Origin of the sequence: Promicromonospora sp. NPDC060204 (assembly GCF_042728455.1) — a bacterium.
In the GTDB taxonomy this organism is placed as follows: domain Bacteria; phylum Actinomycetota; class Actinomycetes; order Actinomycetales; family Cellulomonadaceae; genus Promicromonospora.
Map to the genome: position 1 here is coordinate 1 of NZ_JBHWZO010000149.1, position 15,503 is coordinate 15,503.

The 15,503-nt window shown below is 73.4% G+C and carries 18 protein-coding genes; 13 read left to right on the top strand and 5 right to left on the bottom strand.

Annotated features, from left to right (window positions below; all coding sequences use genetic code 11):
* Window positions 1–49: 49 nt before the first annotated feature.
* Window positions 50–2,695 carry a DNA polymerase III subunit gamma and tau gene (locus ACFWEJ_RS18240; RefSeq protein ID WP_377230628.1) on the top strand — a complete coding sequence of 882 codons (2,646 nt, stop codon included), beginning with the start codon at window positions 50–52 and terminating at the stop codon, window positions 2,693–2,695.
* Window positions 2,692–3,108 carry an NUDIX domain-containing protein gene (locus tag ACFWEJ_RS18245; protein WP_377230629.1) on the top strand — a complete coding sequence of 139 codons (417 nt, stop codon included), beginning with the start codon at window positions 2,692–2,694 and terminating at the stop codon, window positions 3,106–3,108. Before ACFWEJ_RS18240 ends, ACFWEJ_RS18245 begins: the two co-directional genes overlap by 4 nt.
* Window positions 3,109–3,119: 11 nt before the next feature.
* Here the strand turns inward: ACFWEJ_RS18245 and ACFWEJ_RS18250 are convergent, their stop codons facing one another.
* Window positions 3,120–3,296, bottom strand: a complete 177-nt coding sequence (locus ACFWEJ_RS18250; RefSeq protein ID WP_377230630.1) for a hypothetical protein — start codon at window positions 3,294–3,296, stop codon at window positions 3,120–3,122.
* A 77-nt stretch (window positions 3,297–3,373) separates the two neighbouring features.
* Here ACFWEJ_RS18250 and ACFWEJ_RS18255 point away from each other — a divergent pair, with 77 nt between their 5' ends.
* Window positions 3,374–3,838, top strand: a complete 465-nt coding sequence (locus tag ACFWEJ_RS18255; protein WP_377230631.1) for a MarR family winged helix-turn-helix transcriptional regulator — start codon at window positions 3,374–3,376, stop codon at window positions 3,836–3,838.
* The gene (locus ACFWEJ_RS18260) at window positions 3,835–4,227 is read left to right on the top strand and encodes a VOC family protein (protein WP_377230632.1); all 393 of its coding nucleotides are present in this window, start codon (window positions 3,835–3,837) and stop codon (window positions 4,225–4,227) included. The genes ACFWEJ_RS18255 and ACFWEJ_RS18260 overlap by 4 nt, the downstream gene beginning before the upstream one ends.
* On the opposite strand, the gene ACFWEJ_RS18265 is transcribed toward ACFWEJ_RS18260, so the two are convergent.
* Window positions 4,200–4,739: a hypothetical protein gene (locus ACFWEJ_RS18265; protein ID WP_377230633.1), complete on the bottom strand. Its 540-nt coding sequence runs from the start codon at window positions 4,737–4,739 to the stop codon at window positions 4,200–4,202. The genes ACFWEJ_RS18260 and ACFWEJ_RS18265 overlap by 28 nt on opposite strands.
* Window positions 4,740–4,808: 69 nt before the next feature.
* On the opposite strand from ACFWEJ_RS18265, the gene ACFWEJ_RS18270 reads away from it, so the two are divergent.
* From ACFWEJ_RS18270 to ACFWEJ_RS18285, 4 genes are all read left to right on the top strand, one after another.
* A complete protein-coding gene (locus ACFWEJ_RS18270; RefSeq protein ID WP_377230634.1) occupies window positions 4,809–5,264 on the top strand; it encodes a MarR family transcriptional regulator in 456 nt (151 codons plus the stop codon).
* 36 nt (window positions 5,265–5,300) lie between these two features.
* Complete coding sequence (locus ACFWEJ_RS18275; RefSeq protein ID WP_377230635.1) at window positions 5,301–5,888, top strand: NADAR family protein; 588 nt, start codon at window positions 5,301–5,303, stop codon at window positions 5,886–5,888.
* 28 nt (window positions 5,889–5,916) lie between these two features.
* Window positions 5,917–6,744 (top strand): DNA polymerase beta superfamily protein, encoded by an 828-nt coding sequence (locus ACFWEJ_RS18280; RefSeq protein ID WP_377230636.1) that lies wholly within the window; start codon window positions 5,917–5,919, stop codon window positions 6,742–6,744.
* Between the two features lie 89 nt (window positions 6,745–6,833).
* Window positions 6,834–8,279, top strand: coding sequence for a serine hydrolase domain-containing protein (locus ACFWEJ_RS18285; protein ID WP_377230637.1), 1,446 nt, complete (start codon window positions 6,834–6,836; stop codon window positions 8,277–8,279).
* Here the strand turns inward: ACFWEJ_RS18285 and ACFWEJ_RS18290 are convergent.
* Window positions 8,250–8,723: a nitroreductase family deazaflavin-dependent oxidoreductase gene (locus ACFWEJ_RS18290; RefSeq protein WP_377230638.1), complete on the bottom strand. Its 474-nt coding sequence runs from the start codon at window positions 8,721–8,723 to the stop codon at window positions 8,250–8,252. The two genes, ACFWEJ_RS18285 and ACFWEJ_RS18290, sit on opposite strands and share 30 nt — an antisense overlap.
* A gap of 112 nt (window positions 8,724–8,835) precedes the next feature.
* On the opposite strand from ACFWEJ_RS18290, the gene ACFWEJ_RS18295 reads away from it, so the two are divergent.
* A complete protein-coding gene (locus ACFWEJ_RS18295) occupies window positions 8,836–9,756 on the top strand; it encodes an ABC transporter ATP-binding protein (RefSeq protein ID WP_377230639.1) in 921 nt (306 codons plus the stop codon).
* Complete coding sequence (locus ACFWEJ_RS18300; RefSeq protein ID WP_377230640.1) at window positions 9,753–10,895, top strand: ABC transporter permease; 1,143 nt, start codon at window positions 9,753–9,755, stop codon at window positions 10,893–10,895. The genes ACFWEJ_RS18295 and ACFWEJ_RS18300 overlap by 4 nt, the downstream gene beginning before the upstream one ends.
* A gap of 3 nt (window positions 10,896–10,898) precedes the next feature.
* Here ACFWEJ_RS18300 and ACFWEJ_RS18305 read toward each other — a convergent pair whose 3' ends face one another.
* Together ACFWEJ_RS18305 and recR are read right to left on the bottom strand one after the other, a co-directional pair.
* Window positions 10,899–11,468 carry a DUF5063 domain-containing protein gene (locus ACFWEJ_RS18305; RefSeq protein ID WP_377230641.1) on the bottom strand — a complete coding sequence of 190 codons (570 nt, stop codon included), beginning with the start codon at window positions 11,466–11,468 and terminating at the stop codon, window positions 10,899–10,901.
* A 12-nt stretch (window positions 11,469–11,480) separates the two neighbouring features.
* A complete protein-coding gene (gene recR / locus ACFWEJ_RS18310; protein ID WP_377230642.1) occupies window positions 11,481–12,086 on the bottom strand; it encodes a recombination mediator RecR in 606 nt (201 codons plus the stop codon).
* 83 nt (window positions 12,087–12,169) lie between these two features.
* On the opposite strand from recR, the gene ACFWEJ_RS18315 reads away from it, so the two are divergent.
* The 3 genes from ACFWEJ_RS18315 to ACFWEJ_RS18325 all read left to right on the top strand — a co-directional run bounded on the left by ACFWEJ_RS18315 (window position 12,170) and on the right by ACFWEJ_RS18325 (window position 15,454).
* Window positions 12,170–12,943 (top strand): TSUP family transporter, encoded by a 774-nt coding sequence (locus tag ACFWEJ_RS18315; protein WP_377230643.1) that lies wholly within the window; start codon window positions 12,170–12,172, stop codon window positions 12,941–12,943.
* A 128-nt stretch (window positions 12,944–13,071) separates the two neighbouring features.
* The gene (locus ACFWEJ_RS18320) at window positions 13,072–14,346 is read left to right on the top strand and encodes an aspartate kinase (protein ID WP_377230644.1); all 1,275 of its coding nucleotides are present in this window, start codon (window positions 13,072–13,074) and stop codon (window positions 14,344–14,346) included.
* 1 nt (window position 14,347) lies between these two features.
* Window positions 14,348–15,454, top strand: a complete 1,107-nt coding sequence (locus tag ACFWEJ_RS18325; RefSeq protein ID WP_377230645.1) for an aspartate-semialdehyde dehydrogenase — start codon at window positions 14,348–14,350, stop codon at window positions 15,452–15,454.
* The last annotated feature ends 49 nt before the right edge of the window (window positions 15,455–15,503 follow it).

A 15,503-nucleotide genomic window follows, 5' to 3' on the forward strand; every position in this document is an offset into this window, starting at 1 on the left:
GTGGACGGCCACGTCGTCAGTGTCGGTGGTGGCGTCTATCGTTGCGGGGGTGAGCACCGCCCTCTACCGCCGCTACCGGCCCGAGACGTTCGCCGAGGTGATCGGCCAGGACCACGTCACGGGCCCCCTCATGCAGGCCCTGCGCAGCGGACGGGTGAACCACGCCTATCTGTTCAGCGGCCCACGCGGCTGCGGCAAGACGACGTCGGCCCGGATCCTGGCGCGCACGCTCAACTGCGCCAAGAACACCCCCGAGTCGCCCATCGACACCCCGTGCGGCGAGTGCCCCTCGTGCGTCGAGCTGGCCCGTGGTGGCCCCGGCTCCCTCGACGTGGTGGAGATCGACGCCGCGTCGCACAACGGCGTCGACGACGCGCGCGACCTGCGCGAGCGCGCCACGTTCGCCCCGGCCCGCGACCGGTACAAGATCTTCATCCTGGACGAGGCGCACATGGTGACGCCCCAGGGCTTCAACGCGCTGCTCAAGATCGTCGAGGAGCCGCCGCCGCACATCAAGTTCATCTTCGCGACCACGGAGCCGGACAAGGTGATCGGCACCATCCGCTCGCGCACGCACCACTACCCGTTCCGCCTGGTGCCGCCGGACGTGCTGTCCCCCTACCTGGAGCAGCTCTGCGGCGCCGAGGGCATCGAGGTGGGCGGCGGGGTGCTCCCGCTCGTCACGCGCGCGGGCGGCGGCTCGGTGCGCGACTCCCTCTCCGTGATGGACCAGCTCATCGCGGGTGCCACGGGCGGCGTCGTGGACTACGACCTCGCCGTGGGCCTGCTCGGCTTCACCCACGCGACCCTCCTGGACGACGTCGTGGACGCGCTCGCCGCGCGGGACGGCGGCTCGATCTTCCGGGTCGTGGACCAGATCATCGCGACGGGGCACGAGCCGCGCCGGTTCGTCGAGGACGTCCTGGAGCGGCTGCGCGACCTCATCGTCATCTCGGTCTCGGGCGATGCCGCGGACGCCGTGCTGCGCGCCATCCCCTCCGACCAGCTCGAACGGATGCGCGCCCAGGCGGGGCGGCTCGGGGTGGCCGAGCTCTCCCGGGCGGCCGACCTCGTCAACGTGGCCCTCACCGAGATGACCGGCGCCACCTCGCCGCGCCTGCACCTGGAGCTCCTGTGCGCGCGCCTGCTCCTGCCCGGGGCCGACGACGGCGCGGCGGGTCTCGCCGCGCGGATCGACCGCCTCGAACGGGGCGGCATCGTGGCGTCGAGCGGTGTCGCAGGTCCGGCGGGCGGCGGGGTCGGCCCCGGCGGAGGCTCGGCCGCTCCTGGCGGCCGCGCGGCCCCGTCGGACGAGGCCGTCCCGGCCCAGGACCCGGCGGCCGTCGGGCTCGCCGGCTCCGCCGCGGCGCGGGCGGTGCTCGACGCGCGCAAGAAGCGGGGTGAGCAGCCCGCCCCGGCCGGCCGCGCACCTGCGGCACGGGCCCACGAGCCGGCGCCCACCCCCGAACCGGCCCCGGCCGTCGAGGCGGCGCCCGAGCCGGAACCGAGCCCTGCCCCGTCGGCGTCCACGTCGCCGGCACCCGCGGAGCCGGAGCCCGTCGCCGCGGCGACCCCGGAGCCCCAGCCGTCCGCGGCGGAGCCGGCGAGGCCCGAGCCGACGGCGGCCCCTGCCGCGAGCACGCCCGCGCCCTCCGGCACCGACCCCGAGGTCACCACCGAGACGGTCCGCCGCCGCTGGCAGGAGGTGCTCGGCGCGCTCGCCGCCGCGCGCGTGACGTGGTCGCTCGTCGGCCCGAACGCGCAGGTCGCGGCCCTCGAGGGCGGAACGCTCAAGCTCGGCTTCGCGGCCCCCGGCCTGGCCCGCGCCTTCTCGAACGCGCGGCACACCAGCGCCGTCGAGGAGGCGGTCTACCAGACCCTCGGCATCCGGGTCCGGGTCGAGGCGACACTCGACGAAGGCCCTGGCGGCGGCTCGTCCGGCGGCGGGGGCGCGCCCGGCGGCGGCCCGTCGGGTGGCGGCTCGGGCCAGGCGGCGCCGGCCGGCGAGCCGCGGCACGAGGCCCCGGCCCCCGCCGCGGCACCCGAGCCGGACTGGCCCGACGTGCCGACGCCGGGCGGCAGCGTCGCCACGGTGTCGGCGCCGTCGGCCGCGACCGTCAGCCCCGCCGCGACCACGAGCCCCGCCGCGACCACCGGCGCGCGCCAGGCGGCCGCCCCGGCCCAGGGTGCCGTCGCCGTCGCCGAGCGCCCCCGGCCGGCCCGGCCCGAGCCGTCCGGCCCCGAGCCGTCCGGCCCCGAGGCCGGTCGCCCGGAGCCGTCGCGACCCGCCTCCGCGCCGCCGTCCGCGGCCAGCGCCGCCGACCAGGCGTGGCTGTCGGGCGCCAGCGCGACCGAGCCGCCCGCGGACTACGACATGCCGGAACCCGAGCCGGTCTACGAGGACCAGGCCCCGCCCCCGGCGGGGCCGCCGATGTCCGGTGCGGTCAGCGCGCGCGAGGCGCTCCGGCAGGCGGCCGAGCGCCGCGCCCGGGCCGCCGCGAGCGGCGCGTCCCCGGAGCCGCGGACCGCGAGCCCGGCCGCCTCGAAGGCGACGCCGACGAGTGACACGTCCGAGTACTACGACGAGCCCTCGGACGACGATCCGGACATCGTCTCGGGCGGGCTCGCGGGGGTGTCGCTCGTGGTGCAGGTGCTGGGCGGAACGGTGATCGACGAGATCGTGGAGCAGGGATGAGCGCGGACAACGGGATCACGACGCTGCGCATCGTCGCCGCCGTCGTGGAGCGGGCCGACGGCCGGCACCTGCTGGTCCGGAAGCGGGGTACCGAGGCGTTCATGCAGGTGGGCGGCAAGATCGAGCCGGGCGAGGAGCCGCTGGCGGCGCTGGTCCGGGAGTTCGAGGAGGAGGTCGGGCTGCGGCTCGACCCGGCGGACATCGAGAGCCTCGGCCGGTTCGGGGCACCCGCCGCGAACGAGCCCGACCACGTCGTCGACGCCCACGCCTACCGGGTGCGGCTGCGGCCGGGCGCGGAGATCGCGGTCCGGGCCGAGCTCGAGGAGCTCGTGTGGATCGACCCCGCGGACCCGGTGGCGAGCTACCCGATCGCGCCGTTGTCGCGCGACCTGCTGACCGCGGCCGGGCACTGAGCCCCGGGCCGTCAGTCCCCGGCGTGCTGCGCCCGGTATCGGGCCACCTTCTCGGCGCGTTCGCGCTCCAGCCTGCGCCGCGGGTCGCGGTCCTCGGACTGCTCGGCCGGTCCCGCCACGTGCAGGAGCAGCCAGTTGAGCCGCCACAGGACGCGGTAGCCCAGGGTCAGGCCGTCGCGGTTGCGCATGTTCTGCCTCCGTTTAATTGGTGTACCAATAGTTTGCACACCAACTGTTACGCTGGTCAAGATCCGAGAGGAGCCGCATGACCGTCACGTCCCACGCCGACGTCGCGCCCGACCCCGAGGACCTGCTGGCCCTCGACCGTCAGGTGTGCTTCGCCCTGGCCGTCGCGTCGCGCAGCGTCATCGCGCTGTACCGGCCGCTGCTCGAACCGATGGGCATCACGCACCCGCAGTACCTGGTCATGCTCGCCCTGTGGGAGCAGTCGCCCCTGTCGGTCAAGCAGCTCAGCGGGCTGCTGCAGCTCGACCCGGGCACCCTGTCCCCGCTGCTCAAGCGGCTCGAGGCGATCGGCTACGTGAGCCGGCGCCGGGACCCGCGCGACGAGCGCGCCCTCGCCGTGGAGCTCACCGAGGAGGGACGTGCGCTGCGCGAGCAGGCGCTGCGCGTGCCGCCCGCCATCATGGAGCGTCTGGGCATGTCCGCGGAGGAGCTCGGGCTGCTCCACCGCAGCCTCACCCGCGTCATCGCGGCGGCCGCCCCGTGACCCGCGGCCGCCTGCACCACGTCGAGCTCTGGGTCCCGGACCTCGCCCGCGCCGAACGGTCCTGGGGCTGGCTCCTGACCACGCTCGGCTACACCGAGCACCAGCGCTGGTCCGCCGGGGTGAGCTGGATCCTGGACGGCACCTACGTCGTCGTCGAGCAGAGCCCGGCGCAGGGTGCCGGACCGCACGACCGCCTCGCGCCGGGGCTCAATCACCTCGCGTTCCACGGCGGCACGCGCGGCGAGGTGGACCGGCTCGTCGAGGAGGCGGCCGCGCACGGCTGGGCGCTCCTCTTCCCCGACAAGCACCCCCACGCCGGCGGTCCCGACCACTACGCGGCCTACCTGGAGAACGAGGACGGCTACGAGGTCGAGGTCGTCGCGGGCTGAGCCTGCCTGAGCGGGCGGACCGCCAGGAGGACCGTCATCCACAGCATGGTGAACGGGATCACCGTGACGTTCTTGATCGCCAGCTCCCAGGACAGCCAGGTCTCCCGGTCGATGCCGCCGACCCGCCCGGCGAGCGCGTCCGGGACAGTCTTGAAGACGAGCAGGAACGCCAGCAGCAGGCCCATCGTCGCCAGGACCGCCGGCCAGTTCCGCGTGTTCCAGGCCGACCACCGCGCCCTGGCGTCCGACCACCCGGCGTGGGTGCCGTGGAGGAGCGTCGCGACCGCCCAGGCGATGAACGCGACGCGGGCCGCTGCCGTGAAGATCTCGCCGCCCCCGCCTCCGGCCCAGTCGACCGTGCCGCTCACCGAGAGGAAGCGCTGCGCCGAGGCCAGAGCGCCGAAGGCGAACACGACCGGGTAGTGGCGCGCGAAGAACCGCCAGGCCTCGGCCAGGATCCCGACGGCGTCGCGCCAGGCGCCCGGCCTCGTGGCCTTTGCTTCGGTGACCATCGTCAACTCCATTCGCTCCGCTAAATGATTTAGTAAACTGAATCATATGGTGAGGTGCACAATGGGCTCATGTCAACACCCACCGATCCCGGGGCCCGGCTCGGTACCGAGCTGAGCGACGCCGTCGTGATGTTCCACGAGGCGCTCGGTGCCCTCATGGGCCTCTCTGCCGCCGACAACAAGGCGCTGGGCGTCATCCGGCGTGAGGGGCCGATGTCGGCGCGGGAGATCGCCGACCGGACCGGGCTCACGGCCGGGGCGGTCACCGGGCTCGTGGACCGCCTGGAGAACGCCGGCTACGCCCGGCGCACGCGGCACGAGACGGACCGGCGCCGGCTCGTGATCGAGGCCACCGCACCGGCGTCGCCGCAGGTGAACGCGGCTGTGGCCGAGATGGCGCAGGCCATGGGCCGCGTGACCGAGCAGTTCTCCGCCGACGAGCTGCTGGTCGTGGCGCGGTGGGTGGAGCTCACCACCGCGACCATGCGGGAACAGGCGGTCAGGGTCGCGGCGCGGACGGTGTAGCGGGGCGTGTCAGTGACTCCTGGCACACTTCCCGGCATGCCCGACCCCACCACGCTCCGACCCGCGTCCGCCCGCACCGTCGACGAGCTCCGCATGCTCGTCGAGGCCGGGGCCACACCGAAGTACCTGCACTTCTGGGGGCACCAGCCGGAGCCGGACGGGACCGCCGGGAAGGGCAGCCTGAGCCAGTGGTTCGAGGCCGAGTTCGAGGTGGACGGCGTCCGGTACCGCACGGCCGAGCACTGGATGATGGCGCAGAAGGCGCGCCTGTTCGACGACCCCGAGGCGGAGCGCGCTGCGGTCGACGCGCCCAACCCCGCGCTCGCGAAAGCCGCCGGGCGCACGGTCCGCGACTTCGACGACGCGGTGTGGGTGCGCGAGCGCTTCGAGATCGTGGTGCGCGGCAACGAGCACAAGTTCGCCGCCCATCCGGACCTGCGCGAGTACCTGGTGGGTACCGGGTCCCGGGTACTCGTGGAGGCGAGCCCGCGCGACCGGGTCTGGGGCATCGGGATGGGCGCCCACCACGAGAACGCCGAGAACCCGGCCGCCTGGCGTGGCCTCAACCTGCTGGGCTTCGCCCTGATGGAGGCCCGGGAGCGGCTGCGAAAAGACCACGACTGAGGCGGCGTCCGGCCGTTACGGTCCGGGCATGCGGAGCATCCCCGACTCGATGGACCCGGACGTCGTCCGGGCCGTCGACGCGCGCCTGGACCACGTCGAGCAGCAGTACGGCGTCCGCGTCCTGTGGGCGATCGAGAGCGGCAGGCGGGCCTGGGGCTTCCCGTCCCCGGACTCGGACTACGACTGCCGTTTCCTGTACGTGCGCCGCGCCCACGACTACCTGGGCCTCCGCGCACGCCGGGACGTGATCGAGACGCCGCTGGACAAGGTCTTCGACGTCAACGGCTGGGACGTGCGCAAGGCGCTCGGGCTGATGGTCAAGGGCAACGCGACGGTCGGGGAGTGGCTGCGCTCGCCGATCGTGTACCGCGGTGACGCCGCCGTCCGCGACGAGCTGCTGGCCCTGTCGGACGACGTCACGGACCGGCGCGCCCTGACGAACCACTACCTGCACGTCGGCAGGAACAGCCTGGGCCTGTACGCGTCGACCGGCGCTGCCAAGAAGTTCCTCTACGCCCTGCGGCCGGCTGTCGCGCTGCGCTGGATGCGCGTGCGGGAGGGTGCGGCGACGCCGCCGATGGACCTGCCGGCGCTCGTCGCGGGCGCCGCCGTGCCCGTCGACGTCCGGGCGGCCGTCGACGAGCTGGTCCGTCACAAGTCGGCCACGCGGGAGATGGGCGCGATCGCGGTGCCGGACGTGCTGCCGGAGTTCGTCGAGGCGGAGCTGGCACGTGCCGAGGCGACGCTGGCGGACACCGCACCGTCCCGCGCGGACGGAGCCCGCGACCGCGCCTGGTCCCTCGCGGACGACGTGTTCCGGCGGCTGGTCGGCGGCGTTCCCCAACCCGTCGGCTGACCGCCGTATCGCATGCCGGGCCGAGGCTTCCGGCGTCGTGCCCGGTCCGCGACAATGGCGCGTCGCCGAGCGAAAGGACGTGCTCCAGCATGTCGCGGATCCTGCCCCGGTCCACCCCCGAGGCCGAAGGGCTCGACCCCGCGGCGCTGCGCCGTCTGGTCGACCGCCTGGACGCCCTCGAGGACGTGCACAGCGTGATGGTGCTGCGCCACGGCAGCGTGGTCGGCGAGGCCTGGTGGCACCCGCACACGGCCGACCGCCCGCACGTCATGTTCTCGGTGAGCAAGAGCTTCACGTCCACGGCGGTCGGCATCGCGGTCCACGAGGGGCTCCTGACCCTGGACGACCGGGTCGTCGACCTCCTGCCGGACGACGCCCCCGCCGACCCGGGCGAGCACCTGCGGGCCCTGCGCGTGCGCGACCTGCTGACCATGACGACGGGCCACAGCGCCTCGACGATGGAGGGCATCGACCGCACCATCTCGCTGCCCGGCGCGGGCTGGGCGCGCGCGATCCTGGCGCAGCCCGTGGAGCACGAGCCGGGCACGCACTTCGTCTACAACACGGGCGCGACCTACCTGCTGTCGGCGATCCTGCACCGGCTCACCGGCGAGCGGCTGCTCGACTACCTGACGCCGCGCCTGCTGGAGCCGCTCGGCATCACGCACGCCACGTGGGAGCAGGACCCCGACGGCATCGACGTGGGCGGCTTCGGGCTGTCCGTCACCACCGAGGAGATGGCGGCGTTCGGGCAGCTCTACCTGCAGGGCGGCGTCTGGCAGGGGCGGCAGCTCGTGCCCGCGGAGTGGGTTGCGGCGGCGACCTCCGCGCAGGTCCCGAACGGCCCGCACGGCTGGCCCGACTGGAACCAGGGGTACGGCTACCAGCTCTGGCAGTGCCGCCACGGTGCCTACCGGGCCGACGGCGCGTTCGGGCAGTACGTCGTCGTCTGGCCGGAGAAGGACCTGGTCATCACCATGACCTCGGGCCTCTCCGACCTGCAGTCCGTGCTGGACGTGGTCTGGGACATCCTGCTGCCCGACGCCGCCTGGGTCGCCCCGGCCTCGGCACCGCCGGACGCGGAGGCAGCCCCGTTCGCGCAGGCCCTGCCGACGCCGGCCGGCGCGGCGTCGTCCCCGCTCGCGGAGAGCGGCGCCACCTACGCGCTGGAACCGAACGAGCGGGACATCACCGCGCTCGCCGTGCGCCGCGCCGCGGACGACCGGACCGAGATCACGTTCACCGTCGGCGGGTTGGACCACGCCGTGTCGTTCGGGCACGAAGCCTGGGTATCGGGGAGCGGCTCGCTCCTGGGCACGCCGGCCGACGTCGCGACCGCGGCCGCCTGGGCCGACGAGTCGACGCTGCACGGCCGGATGGTCTTCCTCGGCACCCCGTTCGAGTGGCGCCTGGAGCTGCGGTTCTCCGGCGACGACGTGATAGTGACGATCGACCAGAACGTGGCCTTCGGCGAGCGTGGGCTGCTGGCCGTGAAGGGCACGAGGTCACGCCGGGCGGAAGGCGACCAGCGGTAGCCGCTCGACCAGGCGGCGGCGGTCCTCGTCCGTGCCGCGGTACTCGAAGCCGACGAGGAGCGTGAGCGTCCTGCGCAGCAGCGGCCGGAGGATCCCGTAGCGCCGCTCGTAGCCGGTCATGACGTCGACCGCCTCGTCGGGCTCCAGGAACCGGACCTTCGCCCGTCGCGGGGCGCGCCCGAAGCTGATCCGGGCGTCCTCGTTCGCGCGGAGGTTCCGCAGCCACTGGGCGCCTTCGCCGAACCCCGAGATCACGACCGCCTCGCCGGTGTCCCGGTCGTACCGGACCACCTCCAGCACGACGGTGTGCTCGGCGCCGCTCCTGCGCCCGACGTGGGTGAGCTGCAGGAACCGCCGGCCCAGCACGCCGCCCATGCCGTGCCGGTAGAGGGCGTTCGGTGCGGCGAACGTCGTCCGCAGCCAGGGGGACAGGGTGGTGGCCATGTCCCCACGGTAGAGGCGTCGCGTCTGACCTGCGACGTCATCCCCTGGTCGTACGCCCGGTTCATCCCGGGGGTCGACGGCCCGTGTGGGCGACTCACGCTACTGTCCCCGCATGACACCAGACGGTGGTATCCGCGCGCAGGGCGTGCGGCGTTCGTTCGGGCCGGTCCACGCCGTGGCCGACGTCGACCTGGTCGCCGCACCGGGCCGCGTCACGGCGCTCATCGGTCCCAACGGGTCGGGCAAGACGACCCTCCTGCTGATGCTCGCGGGGCTGCTGACGCCCGACGCGGGCACGATCAGCATCGCCGGGGCGGACCCGGTGACCCAGAACTACGCCGCGCGCTCGCGTACCGGCTGGATGCCCGACGTGTTCGGCACGTGGGACTCGCTGACCGCGCGCGAGGTGCTGACGACGGTCGCGGCGGCCTATCGGATGGATGCCGCGGCCGGGCAGGCCCGCGCCGGCGAGCTGCTGGAGCTGGTGCACCTGTCGGAGCTCGCCGACCAGCCCGCCCACGTCCTGTCCCGCGGCCAGAAGCAGCGCCTCGGCCTGGCCCGTGCCCTGGTGCACGACCCCGCCGTCCTGCTGCTGGACGAGCCCGCCTCCGGGCTGGACCCGCGCTCCCGCGTGGACCTGCGTGTCCTCGTGCGCCGGCTCGCGGCCGAGGGCAAGACGGTGCTGGTCTCCTCGCACGTGCTCACCGAGCTCGACGAGATGGCCGACGACGCCGTGTTCATCTCGCGCGGGCGCACCGTCGCCACGCAGTCGGTGGCCGACGGCGACCGGCCGCGCGAGTGGCGCCTGACCGCGCTGGACCCGGAGGCGCTCACGGCCTGGCTGGACCAGGACGGCCCGGCCTACCGCCGGGAGCCCGACGGCCCCGCCGTGCTCGTCGAGCTGGCGGGCGACGCCGCGGCGGCGGCGCTGCTGCGGTCCGCGGTCGAGGCCGGCGTCGACGTGTCGAGCCTCGCCCCCGCGGGCGGCGTGCTGGAGCAGGCCTACCTGGCCCTTGAGGAGGAGCGGCGATGAGCGTTGACGTGGAAGTGACCGAGCCGGCGCCGGCCGACGGCGGCGTACCCGCCGGGCGCGGCACCTGGTCCCTGTCCTGGCACGGCCTGCGCACCGTCACGGTGCTGGAGCTGCGCCAGCGCGTGCGCTCCACGCGGTGGAAGACCGCGCTGATCGTGTGGTTCGTCGTGGTCGGTGTCATCACGATGCTGACCACCGGCGCGTTCGCCATCATCTCGGGCGAGAGCACCGACGAGACGTTCGGCGGGATGGTCTACAGCATCGTCGTCGGCTTCGTCCTGTTCCTCGGCCTGCTGGTGGCGCCGACCCTGTCGTCGGGCGCGATCAACGGCGACCGGAACGCGGGAACGCTGGCGACCCTGCAGGTCACGCTGCTGACGCCCGCGGAGATCGTGCTCGGCAAGCTCGCCGCGGCCTGGATCGCGGCGCTCGCCTTCCTGGTGGCGAGCATCCCGTTCCTGGTGTGGGCGCTGGTCGGCGGCGGCGTGTCCTGGCTCGCGCTGGTCACCACGGTCCTCATGCTGGCGCTCGTGCTCGGCGTCGTGTGCGCCATCGGGCTCGGCTTCTCGGCCGTGGTCTCCAAGACGTCGGGGTCGGCCGTGCTGACCTACCTCACGGTGGGCGGCATCACCGCGGTCCTGCCCATCATGTTCGGCCTGCTCGTCCCCGCGACGACCACCACCGAGAACGTGCGGGTGTGGGGCGTCGAGGCCGGCTACACGTGGGAGGAGACCACGGCGCCCGAGTGCGAGTGGCAGACCCAGGAGATCGGCGTGTGGCACAGCGAGCGCACGTGGTGGCTGCTGGCCCCCAACCCGTTCGTGGTGGTCGCGGACGCGCAGCCGCTCGGTGACCCGGAGGCGCTCTCCGAGGACGGCAACGCGCTCGCGCTGCTGCAGTACGGCGTCCGGTACGCCCGGACGGGCGACACCGGGCCGCAGGACTGGTGCACCGGGGTCTACATGGACGGCGGCCCGCAGGCCGAGTCGCCCGTGGAGCCCGTCAAGGTCACGGACCAGCTCGTCTGGCCGTGGGGGCTCGGGTTCGACCTGCTGCTCGGCGCGGCCGGCGTGATCGTGGCGGTCAACCGCCTGCGGGTCCCGACGGCGCAGCTCCCGCAGGGCACCCGCGTCGCCTGACCGTCAGGAGTGGAGGGCGTCGTACTCCGCCTCGGCGGCGACGTCGTCCTCCACGTCCAGGCGCAGGTGCGCCAGCAGCACCTGCAGCACGCGCAGCGCGGAGGCCGCGCGCTCGCCCCACAGCGAGAAGTACGAGAACTGCCACCACCACAGGGCCTCGAGCTCGTGGCCGCTGTCGAAGTGCTGGAGGCCCTTGGCCAGGGCCTCGGCGACGCACGCGAGGTCGCCCGACAGTGACGCCGACCCGACGTCCTCGCCGAGCACGGGGTCCACCACCTCGGTGTAGTCGTCGAACCCGTCGAACATCTTGGACAGGGCCTCGCGCAGCGGGTCGAGGTCGGTGTCGGGGCCGGCGTCGGGCTCGTAGCGCTCCTTGGGCACCACGTCCACGATCGCTGCGAGCCGCGCGCCTGCGGCCAGCAGGTCGGACGTCGCCAGCACGAGCAGCGAGAGCTCCGCCCCGGGCATCGCGCCGGAGGCGACCTGGGTCACCGTCGACAGGAACGTCCGTGCCTGCACGGACACCTGGTCTGCGACCTCTCGGAGGTCCGACCCGGGCGTGATCTCGCTCATGGTGATCCCTACCTACTTGTCGTTGCCGATGACACGGCGGCCTTCGAACGCGCGACCGAGCGTCACCTCGTCCGCGTACTCCAAGTCTCCACCCACGGGCAGACCCGAGGCCAGCCGCGAGACAGTGATTCCCATGTGGGCCATCAGTCGGGAAAGATAGGTCGCCGTGGCCTCTCCCTCGACGTTGGGGTCGGTGGCGAGGATGACCTCCTGCACCGTCCCGTCCGCGAGACGGGCCAGCAGCTCGCTGATCCGCAGGTCGTCCGGGCCCACGTTCTCGATGGGATTGATGGCCCCGCCGAGCACGTGGTAGCGCCCGCGGAACTCCCGGGTGCGCTCGATGGCGACGACGTCCTTGGGCTCCTCCACGACGCAGATCACGTCGTCGCTGCGCCGCGGGTCGAGGCAGATGCGGCACCGCTCGGCCTCGGCCACGTTGCCGCACAGCTCGCAGAACCGCACGCGCAGCTTCACCTCGGTGAGCGCGTCGACCAGCCGCTTGACCTCGTGGTTGTCCGTGGCCAGCAGGTGGAACGCGATGCGCTGCGCGCTCTTGGGCCCGACGCCGGGAAGCCGGCCGAGCTCGTCGATCAGGTCTTGGACCGCGCCTTCGTACACAAGAGGTCAGCCTACGGGGCGGCACCGACATGCGAGCGCGAGACGAGGCCGGGTGAAGCGCGAGGTTCACGCACAATGCACGGGTGCCCGAACTCGATCTGACGACCATCGCCCTCCTCCTGCTCGCCGGCCTCGCCGCCGGGTGGGTCGACGCCGTGGTCGGCGGGGGAGGGCTGATCCAGCTCCCCGCGTTGCTGCTCGTCCCCGGGATCAGCCCCGTGCAGGCCCTGGCGACCAACAAGCTCGCCAGCATCATGGGCACCTCCACCAGCGCCCTCACCTACTACCGGCGGGTCCAGCCCGACCTGCGCACCGCGGGGCCCATGGCGCTCGCGGCCCTGGTGGGCGCGTTCGGCGGCGCGGTCGGGGCGTCGCACATCCCCGCCCAGCTCTTCAAGCCGATCATCCTCGTGGTGCTCGTCGGCGTGCTGGCCTGGACCCTGCTCAAGCCGAACGTCGGGCAGCACGACGACCTGAAGTGGGTCGGCAACGGACACCGGCGCATCGCGGCCCTGATCGGCCTGCTGATCGGCGCGTACGACGGGCTGCTCGGCCCCGGAACCGGCACGTTCCTGGTGATCAGCCTGGTGAGCTTCCTCGGGTACTCGTTCCTCCCGGCGTCGGCCATCGCCAAGATCGTGAACTTCGCGACCAACCTGGGTGCGCTGCTCTTCTTCGTCCCGAGCGGCGCCGTGATCTGGGCCCTCGGCCTGGGGATGGGCGTGGCCAACATCATCGGCGCCTACATCGGCGCCCGGATGGCGGTGGCGAAGGGCTCGAAGTTCGTCCGTGTGATCTTCGTCGTCGTGGTGGGCGCCCTGATCGCGCGCCTCGCCTGGGACGTCTTCGCAGGGTAGGCCGGTGCCGTCCCGCACGGTGAACCAGTACGGCGTCCGAGATGCCCGCCGTCGTACCATCGATCCGCAAACCCAACCACCCGGCGGGCCGTTGAGACAGACGGAGGCCGGCAACGGAAGGCAGGCGCATGGCACTTGTCGTGCAGAAGTACGGCGGATCCTCGGTCGGGGACGCGCGCAGCGTGAAGCGCGTCGCGAAGCGGATCGCCGAGGCGAAGCGAGCGGGCAACGACGTGGTCGTGGTGGTGAGCGCCATGGGCGACACCACCGACGAGCTCCTCGACCTCGCCCAGCAGATCACCCCGCTCCCGCCCCAGCGCGAGCTCGACATCCTCCTCACCGCGGGCGAGCGCATCTCCATGTCGCTGCTCGCGATGGCGATCACCAACCTGGGCGTGAAGGCCAAGTCCTACACGGGCCAGCAGGCCGGCGTCATCACGGACGCCGTGCACGGACGGGCGCGGATCGTCGACGTCGTGCCGCACCGCATCCGCGAGACCCTGAACCGGGGCCAGGTCGCGATCGTGGCCGGTTTCCAGGGCGTCACCCAGGCCACGAACGACGTCACCACCCTCGGTCGCGGCGGCTCCGACACGACCGCCGTAGCGCTCGCCGCCGGCCTGAACGCCGACGTCTGCGAGATCTACACCGACGTGGACGGCGTGTTCACGGCCGACCCGCGCATCGTCCCCGCCGCCCGGAAGATCGACCAGGTCTCCTACGAGGAGATGCTGGAGCTCGCGGCCTGCGGCGCCAAGGTGCTGGCGCTGCGCAGCGTGGAGTACGCGCGCCGCTACGGCGTGCCGGTGCACGTGCGCAGCTCGTTCAGCGCCCACGACGGCACGCGCGTGGTCGCGGCCGAGAAGTCGAAGGAGAACGCCATGGAAGCCCCGATCATCTCCGGTGTCGCGCACGACCGCTCCGAGTCCAAGATCACCGTGATCGGCGTGCCGGACGTCCCCGGCATGGCCGCCCGCATCTTCGAGGTCGTCGCCGGCGCCGGCGCCAACATCGACATGATCGTGCAGAACGTGTCGGCCGCGGCCACGGGCCTGACCGACATCTCGTTCACGCTGCCCGACGGCGACGGCCCCGCCACCATGGCCGCCCTCACCGCCGTGCAGGGCGAGCTGGCCTTCGACTCGCTGCAGTTCGACGACCAGATCGGCAAGCTGTCGCTCGTGGGCGCCGGCATGAAGTCGCACCCGGGCGTCTCGGCGCGGCTGTTCGGCGCGCTGCGCGACGCGGGCATCAACATCGAGATGATCTCCACCTCGGAGATCCGGATCTCCGTGGTGACCCGCGCGGACTCGCTGGACGACGCGGTGCGCGCGGTGCACACCGCGTTCGAGCTCGACGCCTCCGACGGCGAGGCCGTCGTCTACGCGGGAACGGGGCGCTGACATGGTTGCCATCTCCGATCAGGGCGTCAACGTCGCCGTCGTCGGCGCCACCGGCCAGGTGGGCGCCGTCATGCGCCGCCTGCTGGAGGAGCGGGAGTTCCCCGTGGCGGCGATCCGGTTCTTCGCCTCGGCCCGCTCGGCGGGCACCACCCTCCCGTTCGCGGGCGTGGACGTGCCCGTCGAGGACGTCGCCGCGACGTCGACCGAGGATCTCGCCGACATCGACATCGCGCTCTTCTCCGCCGGCGGCGGCACGTCGCGCGAGCACGCGCCGCGGTTCGCGGACGCGGGCGCGCTCGTGGTCGACAACTCGTCGGCCTGGCGGCGCGACCCCGAGGTGCCGCTGGTGGTCTCCGAGGTGAACCCCGACGCGATCGGGGACGCCGTCAAGGGCATCGTGGCCAACCCGAACTGCACCACGATGGCCGCGATGCCGGTGCTCTCGCCCCTGGCGCAGGCGGCCGGGCTGGAGCGGCTGCGCGTCGCGACGTACCAGGCCGTGTCCGGTTCCGGGCTGGCCGGCGTGGCCGAGCTCGCCGGGCAGGTGCGCGCCGCCGTCGGGCAGGAGATCGAGGGGCTGGTGCACGACGGCGGGTCCGTCGACCTGCCCGACCCCACGATCTACGCGGCGCCGATCGCGTTCAACGTGCTGCCGCTGGCCGGCAACCTGGTCGACGACGGCTCGGGCGAGACCGACGAGGAGCAGAAGCTCCGCAACGAGTCCCGCAAGATCCTGGGCCTGCCCGACCTGGCCGTCGCCGGCACCTGCGTGCGCGTGCCGGTGTTCACGGGGCACTCGCTGTCGGTCCACGCCGAGTTCGCCCGGCCCATCACCCCGGACGAGGCCCGCAAGCTGCTGGCCGACGCCCCGGGCGTCCAGCTCGCCGACGTCCCGACGCCGCTCGCGGCGGCCGGCGTCGACCCGTCCCTGGTGGGCCGGATCCGGCAGGACCAGTCCGTGCCGGACGGGCGCGGCCTCGTCCTGTTCGTCAGCAACGACAACCTCCGCAAGGGGGCGGCCCTGAACACCATCCAGATCGCCGAGCTCATCGCGAACGACCTGGCGGAGCTCGCGGTGCTCGACGCCGCGGAGGCGGCCGACACGTAGAGCACGCCCGCAGCACCGCCGAGGGGCGGGACGGACTACTTGTCCGTCC

What these genes read in the sequence shown, in the direction of transcription:
- ACFWEJ_RS18275 (WP_377230635.1), top strand. Translation starts at nt 5,301, where the DNA reads ATGCCCGACCCCACCACGCTCCGACCCGCGTCCGCCCGCACCGTCGAC.
- ACFWEJ_RS18255 (WP_377230631.1), top strand. Translation starts at nt 3,374, where the DNA reads ATGACCGTCACGTCCCACGCCGACGTCGCGCCCGACCCCGAGGACCTG.
- ACFWEJ_RS18250 (WP_377230630.1), bottom strand. Translation starts at nt 3,296, where the DNA reads ATGCGCAACCGCGACGGCCTGACCCTGGGCTACCGCGTCCTGTGGCGG.
- ACFWEJ_RS18285 (WP_377230637.1), top strand. Translation starts at nt 6,834, where the DNA reads ATGTCGCGGATCCTGCCCCGGTCCACCCCCGAGGCCGAAGGGCTCGAC.
- ACFWEJ_RS18295 (WP_377230639.1), top strand. Translation starts at nt 8,836, where the DNA reads ATGACACCAGACGGTGGTATCCGCGCGCAGGGCGTGCGGCGTTCGTTC.
- ACFWEJ_RS18290 (WP_377230638.1), bottom strand. Translation starts at nt 8,723, where the DNA reads ATGGCCACCACCCTGTCCCCCTGGCTGCGGACGACGTTCGCCGCACCG.
- ACFWEJ_RS18320 (WP_377230644.1), top strand. Translation starts at nt 13,072, where the DNA reads ATGGCACTTGTCGTGCAGAAGTACGGCGGATCCTCGGTCGGGGACGCG.
- ACFWEJ_RS18245 (WP_377230629.1), top strand. Translation starts at nt 2,692, where the DNA reads ATGAGCGCGGACAACGGGATCACGACGCTGCGCATCGTCGCCGCCGTC.
- ACFWEJ_RS18270 (WP_377230634.1), top strand. Translation starts at nt 4,809, where the DNA reads ATGTCAACACCCACCGATCCCGGGGCCCGGCTCGGTACCGAGCTGAGC.
- ACFWEJ_RS18300 (WP_377230640.1), top strand. Translation starts at nt 9,753, where the DNA reads ATGAGCGTTGACGTGGAAGTGACCGAGCCGGCGCCGGCCGACGGCGGC.
- ACFWEJ_RS18305 (WP_377230641.1), bottom strand. Translation starts at nt 11,468, where the DNA reads ATGAGCGAGATCACGCCCGGGTCGGACCTCCGAGAGGTCGCAGACCAG.
- ACFWEJ_RS18265 (WP_377230633.1), bottom strand. Translation starts at nt 4,739, where the DNA reads ATGGTCACCGAAGCAAAGGCCACGAGGCCGGGCGCCTGGCGCGACGCC.
- ACFWEJ_RS18280 (WP_377230636.1), top strand. Translation starts at nt 5,917, where the DNA reads ATGCGGAGCATCCCCGACTCGATGGACCCGGACGTCGTCCGGGCCGTC.
- ACFWEJ_RS18325 (WP_377230645.1), top strand. Translation starts at nt 14,348, where the DNA reads ATGGTTGCCATCTCCGATCAGGGCGTCAACGTCGCCGTCGTCGGCGCC.